A 13980-nucleotide genomic window follows, 5' to 3' on the forward strand; every position below is an offset into this window, starting at 1 on the left:
TTTATATACCTCAATTCATCGACACACCAGGCCCTTGGTCTGCTGCAGCTGAATCCATTGCCGTTGCACAAGGGTCGGCTAACTTTATAGTCTTATCTAAAGATGCCGAGGTCATTTTTTGAAGACTTCCACATTTCAAACGGATATTACCTGGAGCACCAATTTCCACATCACCGTCTTTCAGCCGAATATATGCTCCACCACAGTTAAGCGTTAACTCCGTTTTTGCTGAAATGAAAAGCTCTTTATCCTGGCTGGCTATCGTGAGCGTTTTTCTTGCAAGAAGATCCAGAGTATCATCCTGCGCCTGAATATCTATTTTCCCTTGGGCGGCATACATTTTTATCCCCAATTTCTGCGCAAACAGGCTGATGGTCTCTTTGACGCCAAGGCGGAATTTTTTCGCAATACTGAAATCGGCATTTTCCCCTGTCGTCACAATAAGATTTTCGCCAGAAGAAAGTTGCATGCTTGCAGGCGTTATTTGTGCAATTCCTGCTGGTGCGGAAAGCAATATCGCCTGTTGCTGAAGCGCAGTGAGTGTGTCCTTCATGAGATTTTTTTGTCGTTCAATATCTGCTAATTCGGCTTTTGCTTTTTCTGCTGCAAATCGGATACCTTCTGCATCCTGAAGTGCCGCCTTTAAACTTTCTAGAGTCGCTTGCATTTCAAGTTGCATGCCCGAGGCCTGCTCTTGTCTATCCGCCGTGATAAACACCCCCGCGCCCCCGCGCACCGCCACCCACTTATCCGTGCGCAGCTCCGCCCCTTCTCCCCGCAGCGCCCGGGCCGTGTCCACGTTGTGCCCCAGATTCAGCTGCGTCTTGCCCCCGTACTCGGTGCTCAGCTTGATGTGCTCTTCGCCCCGTTTGTCTTCCATCCGCAGCTTATTCAGCCCCGCCGTGCGGATGACGTTCCGGGTGTGGTTGTCCGCCGTCACGTGGTCCGGATGGCGCGAGTCGTGCAGCGCGTGGGCGATGTAGGGCCGGTCCGGGTCACCCTCGTGGAACGCCACTGCCACTTCCGTCCCCTGTATCAGCGGGAAGTGCATCCCGTAGGTATCCCCCCCGTACGGCTTCGCCAGCCGCACCGGCATGCTCTCGTAACCCTGCGGCTTTTCGTCCCGGTCCGCGTCGAACTTCACCCAGTACAGCCCGTTCGGGTTCAGGTGCGCGTACTCATCGTTTGCTTTCGCGCTGGTTACGCGTGCCATCAGGGTGCCGCTGATAACCGGCCGCGCTATCGCCGCCGGGCGCCAGCAGCGCGTTTCGCTGTATGGCACCGCAATCCAGGCTATGGTGAGCGACTCACTGCGGCTTGCAGCCAATGCCACGCTCAGAATGACCACCCCATTTTCCGTAGCCGACGGTAAGGTAGGAATAAGAGATGTTTCGGTAATGGTCAGCACCTGACCCGGGCTCAGCGTCGCGTCGGTACTCACCCCGGACACCTGCGTCTGCCCTGACAGGAAGCGCTCATGCTCAATCCGCGCCCGGAAATTCCCGGTCTCCGTCGCCGGGGAAAATTTGTCCCCGCTCTCCAGATGCCCCGCCCGGTAGTGATACACCTCCCCGTAAGTGGTGCCTGCCCCCTCTCCGTTGGTGGCGTCAGCCGGGGCTGTCAGCAGTATCTTCTGCGCGTCGCGATGGTTGTAATCCCCAGCGATCACAGATGCCTGCGTTACTCTCTGCCCAACATGAATATCCCAGACAGACACCGTCTTATTGTCATTGGTGCCCGACGGGCTATTCAGCGGCAGGGTTTTGCCAAACTGCCACGCGCTCTGGTCGTCGGCGAAATGCACCACTTCCGTCTGCGCGTCAGGCTGCAGGGTGAAGAAGTAAAAAATCCCCACTTCTGACAACAGGCGCTGAATAAATGTCAGGTCACTTTCCTGATACTGGTTAATCTGTTCCCGCTTTGGATAGTTATTCTTCAGAACAAATTCATATTCCCAGTCCTTCAGGCCGTGCTCCTGCAGCACCTGCTGCACCACTTCAGTCACGGACTTGTTGATAAAGAAGCGATGGGTGCGGAATTGCTTACCCAATAATGACAAAAATGGCTCAATAGTAAGCTGATACAAGGCCTGATCATTCGAGCCACGAATACGCTGAAATTTTGTAATTACGCCGTGCACCACTTTTTGGTCAATCAATTCAGCCAGTACGCCAGTCCCCATCGTTAACGTTGCGGGCTTACTGAGCATCTGAGTTGCACTAATTCCTTGATCTAAACTCGTGAAGTGTACGACATATCGATACAATGAACTCACACCTTCATTGCCACTAAAGTCTTCAACATCCAGAGCTGAATCACACGTTGGAATACTTAACCTGTAACGATTAAGAGTCTTCACCAACATTTCTCCAACGGCCGTTCCCAGATTATCTGTTAAGCTCATAGCCTTATTCCTTTTTAACTTTAATTCAGCAGCATTCGTCAAGTGGTGCGAAGTTCAGGATTTATATATTCAGTTCAAGATGAAACCTTCGTCAATATTACTGTGCTATCATCGCTACTATACCAAAGAGTAAACATATCTCCCCCGCCAGTGTGAAACCAATACTCTTCACGCTCATTATTATCAACAACCCCAAGATCAGACACATAATAACCTAAGTTTTTGAGATAGATTTTTATAAAATTAACATCACCACCCAAGAATATTATTGAACTCCTTTCCTTTAGTCCATCTTTAGGCGCGTCATAGGAAAAATAATAAGAATCGGAAATTCTAGGTGCGTTTTTATATTTTTATCCGTATAAAAATAATAACTATATCTGTCATTTTCATGATAATCAATATAATCTGTCCATGGCAGCAGGGCTAAAATGATGAACTGAACAACAATAATTCCAAATAGAATGAAAATGATCTTCCTAAGGCTAACGCTTAACTTCACTGGAAAATGAAAATCAGTTTAAAAAGAAACTTTGGTTAGGATTATTTTAGTACTGTAACTGCTATAAAAAACATAAAACATCCCATTACCACCAGATGCAGAAAGCCACGATTCTTCGGTACCTCCATTTTCAACAGGTACAGCCTGAAATAAGTGATACCCTAACTTCATAAGATAATCTTTTATTATCATGACATTTCCATTAGTATACTGTATTGAACTCATGCCTTTTTGCTCATCATGTGGTGAATCAAATGAAAAAAAATAACCATCAGAAATCCTTGGGGCATTTTTTATATCAATATCAGTATAAAAATAATAACTGTACCTGTCACTTTCTTGATAATCAGCATGATCTGGCCATGGCATCAGTGCTAATATAACGAACTGAAAAATAATAACTCCAAACAGAATAAAAATTATCTTTCTAAGGCTCACGCTTACCTCCACTCAAAAATGAAAAGTAAGTCCCGTCATCAGAAATAACGCTGACTTTACCTGAATCAAAATCTTTGAATGGTTGAACCAGTTTCATAAAATTCGGTAACTCACCTTGTACAGGTTTGTTTATAGCTGGATTTTTATCGGGATCTGGAAACAGCAATGGTAAAAAACCTTTGTTCTTATAGTTTCCTATTGCGCCATAATGATCCCATCGTTTTAAAGCATCTTTCTTACTAATTAACTTCAACCGTTTTTGATAATTACCTGGATATACCACTCTGTAGAAACCCAAAAGATCTGAAGTCAAATCCTCGCCACTAAAACCACTATCAGTATACCAACTAAAAAACCATTGGGATTGATAGCTTTCGAATTTAGCCGCACAGGCAAACATCATTGAGAGCGCAATACTATGGATCTCATTCAGTGAGAGACCTTTCTTTATTTTCCAACGAATAAATTTTCCTGTGCCAGCACTGTGATCTAGAACGTACATTTTTTGACTATATTCAACCTGATAATACGCACCTAAACCAGACTCTCCTTGGTTAATATTTCCCAGCAACTTCGTTATATCTCCCCCCTGAGCGTGTCCGAGGTCTATCCAACCCAGAACCTCGCTGTATACAAGGCCAGTTCGCTTGGTTGATATCCATTCGCTTGGTTCAAGTATATCGCTGCGTTTGCTCATTCATACACCTATTTATATGCAATATAAAATCAAACCGAAAGATAACAAGAGCAACTTACTTATTTGCCGATTATCTGACGGATCGTCAATCACTCCCGATGAAATTCCAGGTTGCATCTCCGACATCCAGTCGTATTTGCTACCAACCCAAACAAGCATCATTAACACACAGTTAGTGCCGATTAAATATAATATAATGAATATGAACTTATTCATATATTACCTGAAATGAAAATCAGGGTGCAATCTGGTAAAACTGACAGTGAAATGATAAAGAATGCTTACTTTTCCCAGCCCGTCATCAAGTGGGTAAGGACAGAGATATATGTCCAGACTGTAGCGATTAAGAGTGTTTCCCGTCACTTCAGAAATTATGTCCATTTTATTTCTCGCTGAATCAGATGGTGTTATGTTTATTAAGAACACAGACATCAGTGCTTTGCCAACTTAGCAGGGATCGTCCATTTCCATAAACAACATGAAAGGGCTATTGATAAAAAACAACTTAACGCAACCAGCAAAATCCCGGTAACTCTAATATAAAAATCAGTATTTATGAACGCACAGAAAAACCACATCCTAACGATAATAACCTAACTCATCATAAATATACTTAAAGGCGAATTCATATAATCCATAGCCAATAAAATACCAATCACCCAAAAACCAATTGCAAGAATATATAATTTAGCTTTTGTGAAAGAAAGAAACACCAAATCGAATAAACTGCACTCACTAAGGCAAGGGTCATTCCAATCCCGCAAACAAGTCGAGACATGACAAAAAGAAACAAATCCTTTATATCCACAAAGTATCTCACGGATATAGAACTCTAGTTTTCTTTACTCTCAAGAACACTCAGTGCTTGTCAAACTCATTCATCATTTTTTTCATGCCATATCGAAATATTAAAAACCCAACATACGTCTGAAGCAAGAAGTATAAACCCCACGCAAATCTATAATTGTCGTAAGAAAAGAACAGAAACCAACCTCCCCACACCATACCTGTCCCCCCGAGAGCTAAACCGAGCCAACGTACAGCCATAGATAAAATAATTAGCGCTGATTTTTTTATTTTCATAAGGCACCAAAAAAATAATCACAAATCTCGTTGAACTCATCAGGACGTTGATCATGAATAACACAAGTTTTTTCAAATGGTTTTACTACATCTTCCACTAAATAATATAGAAGTTCTAAATCCCCCATATCTCTCAACTTTCTATACAGTTCAAAATTTCGTTCTTATAAATACCGGGATATATATATCGCTCTAGAAACCTCGGCCCCCACAAAAAGTATCCCTGTGACTGCAGTTCCAGAAAAAAAAGCACCAACTGCACTATTGGTAATTGCCTGACCAAGACTAACACCTGTTACATGAGCAAATGCGATTTTTCCAGCAGTGTTTCCTGTGATTTTTTTAACCCATTGACTGTTCTATCCATATCAACTCGGGACATAAACTGGGAAATAAATTCAGAAATTACTTTCGTAATTACTTCTCTATTGATCGTTCCTGATTTGATAAGTTTTGCCATTCTTATCTTATCGTCAAAATTATCATATCCATGCTCAGTATCCATATAATCACGCCCCAGATTATAGAGGCTCACGGATAAAGAGATGAATCCTTTCCCTACAGCCCCCCAGAAACCGGATCCATCGACATTAATGGAATTCAGCATATCCTTGGCGATTTCTTTAGCGCTATCCATGATTATATTCCTTTAGTAAGCATGTTAATAAAACACCAACTCAATCCCGTCCTCATCACTTCAGCCTTACGTTAGCGATTTCTGTCTCTGTTTCGCAGCCGCATGAGTGAGCAGAGATTGAATATACGTAATACCATACTGAATAGCGACATTAGCGCCCGGAGAAATCTTCTAAATCCAGTTCTGAATAATACTTAACCTGTAATGATTGAGAGTCTGTTCCATCGTCTCTACAACTGCCATTCCAAGACTATCTGTTAAGCTCATAGTCTTATTCCTTTTTAACTTTAATTCAGCAGCATTCGTCAAGTGGCGCGAAGTTCAGGACTTATATATTCAGTTCAAGATGAAACCTTCGTCAATATTACTGTGCTATCATCGCTACTATACCAAAGAGTAAACATATCTCCCCCGCCAGTGCGAAACCAATACTCTTCACGCTCATTATTATCAACAACTCTAAGATCAGACACATAATAACCTAAGTTTTTGAGATGGATTTTTATAAAATTAACATCACCACCCAAGAATATTATTGAACTCCTTTCCTTTAGTCCATCTTTAGGCGCGTCATAGGAAAAATAATAAGAATCGGAGATTCTAGGTGCGTTTTTATATCAATATCAGTATAAAAATAATAACTGTACCTGTCACTTTCCTGATAATCAGCATGATCTGGCCATGGCATCATGGCTAATATCATGAACTGAACAACAACAATCCCAAATAGAATGAAAATGATCTTCCTAAGGCTCACACTCACCTCCAGATATTGTTGAGGTTCCGTCACAAAAAATTAAATCATCATTTTAATTATATGAACACACATTTTTTTGCATCTAGTAATGAGTCATAAAAAATGACTTCTAAAATTTCAGTAGAATTTAGAATCAGTGTCTAACGCTAATTATTCAACTCATCATAGACATACTTCAACGCAAATTTATAAAATCCGCACCCTATAAAAAAACCAATTACACCTAATAAACCAAACAATAGATGGTATGGTTTCTGTGAAAAAAAGAATCACCAGATTGAATAGGCTGTGCTAACTAAGGCGAGAGTCATTCCAATTCCGCATATAAGTCGAGAAGTGATAAGAAGAAAAAAATCCTTTATATTCATAACACCGTAATAAATAAAGTGCCGTGGTGTCATACTAATAGTGATCACCCCATTTTTTATTAACCTTTGAAAATGCATGCTTATAAATCAAATAACCAATATAAGACACTAAAAGAGCAAAGCCACCAAAATAAATTCTACCAGAATACTCTGAGACAAAAAATAACCAACAAGATAAGATTATACCCATAAGTGCGATAGTCGCACCAGCCGCACAAATGAAGTTAAAGAAAAGAACCTCACCGATCTTTTTTATGTTCATAAGCCACCAATAAAATACTTGCAAATATCATTAAACTCTTCTTTGTTATATTCACTAATCCTACAGGCCTGCTCAAAAGGCTTTACAGTATCTTCTACCAAAAAATAGAGAAGATCTAAATCCCCCATACCTCTCAACTTATAATAAGCTTTAGGGTTTTTCTCACAAAAATACCTCGATGTATAAATCGCTCGTGACGACTCAGCACCAATTGTAAGAAGCGATCCAATAACTGTCCCTGCAAAAAGTGCAGTCATTGCACGCTCCGAAATCACATAGCCTAATTTAATACCGGTCCATTGTGAAAAAAACATCCCACCAATACTATGCCCACCCAGTTTTACTCCCAGTGAAGGAAGGTCAATCTTAGATATAAAATCATCAATAAAAACATTAAGAACTTTTTCTATTGTTTTTTTATTTAAATGTGTGTTTTTGATAAGTTGAGCTATTCTGAACTTATCATCCAAATTTTCCTTTCTATGCTCTGTGTCTATAAAATCATATCCAAGATAGACAAGATTAACAGGAATGGAAATAAAACCCTTGGCGACAGCCCCCAAAAAACCGGAATCATCAACATTTATCACATTTAGCATTTCTCGTGCTAAGTCTTTCGCCCCATCCATTTCATGGCTCCTAAAACCCATTACTCATTGCAATATAGAAAAATCACTCCCCAACAAAAAATGCTCAATGAATTTACAACACCCAGAGTAACCAACAATCAGATCAATGATATTTTTATATTCACCATGTGCTCTAGGATTATATACATTGGCATTAATAGCCATCATTCCATTCATCATATATGTAAGTGTAAGCAAACCGATACATAACATAACCAACAAAAAAAATCACCAATTGAAAATACACCCCATAGATATTTACTTTCATTAGATGAAAAGAAAAAAACCAAACTGAAAATAAAATACCAGATACCCCCATTCCCATTCCGGCACCGCGTATGGCTCGAGAAAGAATAATTAACAAAAATCGTTTTATTTTCATAGGCCTCCTAAAAAAATACGCACAGACCTCATCAATTTTTATCCATGATTGTATTCCTTTAGTAAACCGATTAATCAAACCCCAGTTCAATCCCTTCCTGTTCGCTCCACCCCAGCGTCAGTGACTTCGGTTTTTGCTTCGCCGCCATGTGAGTAAGCAGTTGCTGACTCAACACCGCTTTCTCTGGCTGGCAGACGCAGAGAAATGCGTTCAGGTTGCTCATCAGTATTCCTCGTTGTCGTCACTTCTTACGCGCGATACCGTGTCTGTCGGTGCCGCCCCGGCTGTGCTGAAAATGGATTCCGGCAAACGGAAGTGACGCAGTTTCAGCAGCGCCAGCGGCCCCTCTCCAGCTTCGGTGCGCAGGGTGTAATTCAGAGGGTAACCGTCCTGTGCTTTCCAGCTCAGGCTGTAGCTGCTGCCCGTCCCCGGGTACGCGCTGACTGTCGCCGTGTCGAGCAGGCGTATCCAGCCCCAGGAACCGGGAATATCCGCATACTGACGGGTACCCGCCTGCGTGCTTATCCAGCTCAGGTTCGCACCAGGGGCCTCGGTATCCGCAGGCCACGTGAAGCGTTTCCACGTCGGCAGCTGGTTAACGTAGGTCAGTTTCTGGCTGTCGATAATCATATCAGTCTGCATCACCCCGGCGGCGGTGCCCGGACGCAGCTCAAAGTTCATGCCGGCGTTGCCTTCGGTGAAGGCCACATCCGAGATATGACTCAGGGTGTTGATGGCATTGAGGAAGGCCGGGTTAAAGGTCAGTCCTTGCGAATTGATGCTGTCCGGCACCCAGTGATTACCTTCCCGGTGTAGTACACCTTTGAGACGAGTCTGCAGGAACTGCGCGATACGCCCGGAATCGGCATTCAGGTACTTAGCCAGCAGCGGCAGGGAAACGTCGCTGCTGCTGTTGCTAAACGGATAGCGACCACCAAAGGCACTGTTCCACTCAGCCACCACCGCCTGCTGCCACTGCGTATTGAGGCTGTCTGCCGCCGGGGTCAGCACCTGCTGCCAGGCCTGCTCCATCGGATTCACAAACACCGTCCGCCCAAAACCGCTCCACTCCTGACCGAGACCGGCGGCAATCAGGCTTCCATAGTCACGGGTTTCGGTGAGGTCAACCGCTTTGCCCTGGAATACCGTCTGGGCAATGGTCTGGGTCATGGCCTGCGGATCGGCAGCATTAGTCACCTGCTGCAAGCGCAAACGCACCTGCGTCACGCGGGTCAGGAACGAATGCAGACTCTGCTCCTGTGCTCCCGTGCGGTTCTTGTCCATCAGCGCCAGCACCGGACCAAAGGTCGCATCTAGCGGCCCATGGGCACCGGCACTCTGGTCAATGGCATCTTTGCTATCACCGCCGAGCAGATTTTTGGCCGATTTCACCAGTGAGTCAGAAATCGCTTCACCCGTCTGCCCGGTACGCCCCTGCACATTCAGGGTATTCATCAATGCCACCAAAGGTGACTGACGTACGTCAGCCATCAGGGTCAGCTGGTCAATCGAGTCCGACAGCGTGGTTGCCTGCTCCCAGCGCAGGCTGTTGAGGAATTCCAGCCAGGCACCGCCAAAGTCGGCAAAGTAGCGCTCCGTCAGACGTTTTTTCAGGGCTTCCGGCGAGGTCTCGTCCTGTTTATTCACCTGACGCTTGCTGTCAGTCAGCACCCAGTCGAGCTCGTCCCGGCGCGCCTTCACCACTTTCTCAATAGCGGGCTGCACCGCCTGTTCCCAGGCCTGCCGGGTAAACATCCCCGGCACTACCTCAGGGGTACTGAAAAGACGGGCCGCGTCCGTGTCGCCGGCCATGTCCTCCAGGCGCATATCGACATACAGGTGTGCGACCTGCGAGAGCATCTTCTGGTACAGGGTGGACTCGCTGTTGCGCACGCCCATCAGGCGAACCAGCAGCGAACGTGCCTGGGTGACCATGCTCTCATCTGCGGGCAGTCGCCACTGAGGGTGGGCAGGCAACTGCGCCCCGTAAAACGACAGCAGTGACGGGGCCATGCCTTGCCAGACACCGTCTTTCACGCCATCACGTTTCGGCCAGTCATGCAGCAATGCAGTACTGAACCAGGCCGCATCCATACGTTCCGGACGGGACAGCATCAGATAGAGTTTGAGCTGGTCATAGGCGTTTTTTGCCATCTGCTCACGCAGCGGGCTACCCGGCGGTAGCGCGTTAAAGGCACTAACCTGCTTCTGCAGATGGCTGGCTGCCGCATCACGCAACAGCGGCAGCGCGCTGGCCTGATAACGTGGCCAGAGGGCTGCCAGCAGCGCGTTATTCTGACTTAGCCCGGCCTGTTCATACCACGGCACGCCGTGCTCTGAGCGGTATTGCAGACGGGCCAGGGTTTTCTGGAGTTCTGACAGAGCATACAGACGCTGTTCCAACGGCTGATTTGACTGTGCGGCCAGAGAGGCCTGCACATTCGCCCCTGCAATCTGGCTGCGGTTAGTGACATACGCGATGCTCATCCACACAGCCCAGCCCATCATTGCCAGGGCGACAACTGACGCAAACACTTTGCGCCAGGGAATACCCGGCCTGCGCGGACGGAGTCCGGCTGGGAGTGTCCGGACAGACTCAGGCAGAATATCCCAGCGTTTATCCATGCCCCAGTGGTGCGTCACGGCACGTTCGGCACCGGCAGAGGGCTGACTGAATACCACGCCGGCCAGCGGCAGCGGGCGGTACGGGTTAAGCATTACCGACAGGGGCGCAGTCACGCTCTGTGGCTCGCGAACCAGCTGGTCGGCCAGAGCCAGCAAGAAATTATGCTTCACGTTTCCACAGGTTTGCTGCAGGCCCTGAGTGGTCAGCTCTGACGTCAGGGCGGCGAGCTGCTCTGCGAGCCCCTCCGCACGACATCCGGCGGGTAGCAGGCAGCCGGTCGCCTGCACAATGCGCCCTTCCGGCTGACCGGCGCGCGGATGCAGGGACCAGACATACAGCGGAAGCTTCCAGCCCAGCACGTCCATGCGGTCGCTGATGGCATGGGAAAGCAAATCCATAGTACTTTCAGACGGGACCGGCAGCGGCTGTTCCAGACCGGGCGCTGAGAGCTGGTCAAAGGCCGAGGTGACCCACACCAGGCCGTCCACGGGACGACGACGCAGTTTGCGCAGTGCGGTCAGCCAGGCACTGTCTGCCGGGGTATTGAGGTCCCCGCCCCACAGCAACAATGTGCCACGGTCTTCCTGCCAGAGTTGTCCCGTCAGGCCTGGGGTCAGCTGTTCCACTTCCGCTACGGTGCCGGTTATCAGCAGGATGCGCGTTTTACGTCCCCAGCGTCGGCCGTAGAGGGTGCGCATGGCTTCACGGATGGTGTCAACGGTGACATTGCGAGGCGGAGTCCGGGCAACTCTTGATTCATCAGAAGGCAACGCATTGTTTTTCTGCTCCTGCCAGCGGTGATATTTTTCCCGCATAAACCGGAACATGAATGGGATGTAATGGCAAATCAGTAATACAAACCAGGCGGCTGCAAAGACAAGCGCCTGCTTAGCAGGTGCATCAACACCGTACTGAGGACCAAAATGCAAGATCAGGCCCAGAATAAGCAATGAAATGAAGGCAACTACACCTGCAAGCCCCCCTCTGCTCCATGAGCTACCCGGCATCATTATTTTCACTCCCTGGGGTAACAGTACTGACGAAATGGTCAGTTCCTGAGGTAAACAGCCCGAGAACCGGTGCTTTACTGATCGTCACGATTTCAGAGACCAGTGTCGCCAGTAGCCAGGCGCTGCCAGCACCGGGGATACCGTTATATTTTTCCAGTGTATCAATTTCTTCAGGCATCCATGGCGTCTGATGCATCTGAGCCGCCGTCATGACGTCAGCAAAACGTTCACTCCAGGAGGCCTTGTCACAAAAGACGTTTGATGTCTGGCAGGCGATCGTTTGTGTTTCCAGAAACAACCCCATGTCAGCTTTGAAATTTGGCATGTCCAGCAACATCGGTCGCAATATGCGGGCAGAGTGAGCAAGTTGATATTTTTCAGCAACATCATCGCTGGTAACTATTATGGTCGCGAGTGCATCTGAATAATGTTCAGTTGCCTTATTGTGCAATATCATGATCAGTTCAATATCGAATACGGGATTCTTAAGGCGCTCTTCGATCCAGGCAAAAGAAAGAGCTTCACAGCATGTAACCGAACCTGATAGCACATGCCCAGGGTAAATTCTTCCCCATGATTCGCGAAACTGGGTCTCGAAGTCTGATGAAATCATGTCGCTCACAATGGTCACATTGAACGGCACTGTCGCAGGCAACATCGCGATCGCGTTTTGTACACCGGTCAGACCCAATTCGAGCAAGGAGGTGGAAGTCGTCGATTGCGCATCAAAATGGCTGGTCAGTGAAAGAAATTGCGGCGCATCTGCAGCATCCGATTTAGCAATCGCGTCAGAGGTCACTCCAGAAGGTAGCAGGATGCTACTTCCAAGCACAGCCAGATAGCGTTCAGCCCAAGCTTCCCACTGTTGCTGTCCATATTCAGCTTCCTTCTGCAAAAATTGATGTTCATTGACTGTTCTGCCCCACAGCCACCCCCGTAAACAAAACAGGAAGAACCAGCCAAGAACCGGACTGGATGCCAGCCACCAGATATTGAATGCAGCCAGTACCTTAACCATGCCTGACGCATGCAGGATAAACAGCAAAATACCCACAACCGCGGCAACACCTCCTGCCAACAACCATCCCGTAAAAGATGGCTCAGGAGGCAACTCCATCGTTGTTGCTTTCGTCCTTTCCCAGCCCATTGATTATCCTACCGTGCTGTTCTGAGTACTTGAAATGACAGTACAACCACACTGGCTTTTGCAGCCATCGACAACAACAGCGCGGCCGTTAAATGTCCGGTGAGGTGATCCTTCCACGATGGGATTTGTGCCATGTCCCGGAACCGGACAACTCACCATATCGCCTACTAAAGCTGCTTTTTTCCCGTCGACAGTAATATTGGAAGAAGCGGAGATCACTTTTCCGCCGTGAGAAGTTTTATCTCCGAACAATACGATGCCATTGGACATAATAAACACCTATGTTATTAGCAGTTACTTTGCATTGATTTTATTAAAATCAGGAATTATTGTACCTTCTGGCGCTACGCTTCCATCGGGATATATTATCTTCGCGTATGTTCCAGGCTCCTTCTTTGCCACTCCAATATAACGGGTGACTTTTGATTCATCCAGCTTAGGAATAAATCTAATTTTATTCGCCCCATCCCCTCTCAAAGAGATAAAGTTTTTCTCACTTAATAGTGACAAGCTGGATTCTGTGGAATTCATCTTCCTTTCCCTTATATACGGACAATACATAGGAGACAAATTAACATCACCATGAACTGTCGTAAATTGGCCATTTTTAGTTGCATTATCGTCAAATGCAATAGTAGCAACTAGGGCGGTTCCCGGAACCAATCCTTTACCAAGGTGGGTAGCTTCAATATATTCGATTTCCATATTGAACTCACTTAACTTCCAGTTACACTTGCCACCACCATCTTTTGCTACTTTTGCAATCCATAAATCAGAACCGCTTTGTTTCTGAAGTGCAATTTCAATAGGGTTATACCCAATCTTTTCATAATGCTGCCCATCACGCATGCTCATCAACTCACGCTTACAAGAAGTCGAAACATACAAAACCTCAAGAGGAAATGGTTGTGTATATGATGAGGGATTTTTAATCTCTACATTAACCCATTCTGTATTAGATGGCGGAGAAAGTGTACGATCATCAGCATTGACACAACTAACAATAAAGAACGTTAGCATGCTGAAGAATACCTTGCT

Annotated in this window: 10 protein-coding genes and 1 pseudogene; all 11 read right to left on the reverse strand. The window is 46.3% G+C overall.

The genetic code is table 11. From position 1 onward, the window contains the following. Positions 1-10 precede the first annotated feature (10 nt). Positions 11-2404: a type VI secretion system Vgr family protein gene (locus SIK69_RS02995; protein ID WP_319785367.1), complete on the reverse strand. Its 2394-nt coding sequence runs from the start codon at positions 2402-2404 to the stop codon at positions 11-13. Positions 2405-2924: 520 nt separating this feature from the next. Next, complete coding sequence (locus SIK69_RS03000) at positions 2925-3344, reverse strand: hypothetical protein (RefSeq protein WP_319626789.1); 420 nt, start codon at positions 3342-3344, stop codon at positions 2925-2927. Then, a complete protein-coding gene (locus SIK69_RS03005; RefSeq protein ID WP_319785368.1) occupies positions 3334-4041 on the reverse strand; it encodes a hypothetical protein in 708 nt (235 codons plus the stop codon). The genes SIK69_RS03000 and SIK69_RS03005 overlap by 11 nt, the downstream gene beginning before the upstream one ends. 1378 nt (positions 4042-5419) lie before the next feature. Further along, positions 5420-5761 carry a hypothetical protein gene (locus SIK69_RS03010; RefSeq protein WP_319785369.1) on the reverse strand — a complete coding sequence of 114 codons (342 nt, stop codon included), beginning with the start codon at positions 5759-5761 and terminating at the stop codon, positions 5420-5422. Between the two features lie 1383 nt (positions 5762-7144). Next, complete coding sequence (locus tag SIK69_RS03015; RefSeq protein WP_319785370.1) at positions 7145-7777, reverse strand: Ssp6 family T6SS pore-forming effector; 633 nt, start codon at positions 7775-7777, stop codon at positions 7145-7147. A 154-nt stretch (positions 7778-7931) separates the two neighbouring features. Beyond that, entirely contained in the window at positions 7932-8159 is a 228-nt protein-coding gene (locus tag SIK69_RS03020; protein WP_319785371.1) for a hypothetical protein, read from the reverse strand. A 70-nt stretch (positions 8160-8229) separates the two neighbouring features. Further along, positions 8230-8334: pseudogene (locus tag SIK69_RS03025) on the reverse strand (AAA family ATPase); the annotation flags it as partial. A gap of 47 nt (positions 8335-8381) precedes the next feature. Continuing rightward, positions 8382-11795 (reverse strand): ImcF-related family protein, encoded by a 3414-nt coding sequence (locus tag SIK69_RS03030; RefSeq protein ID WP_319785373.1) that lies wholly within the window; start codon positions 11793-11795, stop codon positions 8382-8384. After that, on the reverse strand, positions 11782-12942 hold the full coding sequence (locus SIK69_RS03035; RefSeq protein ID WP_319785374.1) for a KPHS_23130 family T6SS system protein: 1161 nt from the start codon (positions 12940-12942) through the stop codon (positions 11782-11784). Before SIK69_RS03035 ends, SIK69_RS03030 begins: the two co-directional genes overlap by 14 nt. 3 nt (positions 12943-12945) lie before the next feature. Beyond that, positions 12946-13212, reverse strand: a complete 267-nt coding sequence (locus SIK69_RS03040) for a PAAR domain-containing protein (protein WP_319785375.1) — start codon at positions 13210-13212, stop codon at positions 12946-12948. A gap of 24 nt (positions 13213-13236) precedes the next feature. Next, positions 13237-13962, reverse strand: coding sequence for a hypothetical protein (locus SIK69_RS03045; protein WP_319785376.1), 726 nt, complete (start codon positions 13960-13962; stop codon positions 13237-13239). Positions 13963-13980: the final 18 nt, after the last annotated feature.

Origin of the sequence: Scandinavium lactucae, from assembly GCF_033843265.1 — a bacterium.
Classification (GTDB): domain Bacteria; phylum Pseudomonadota; class Gammaproteobacteria; order Enterobacterales; family Enterobacteriaceae; genus Scandinavium; species Scandinavium lactucae.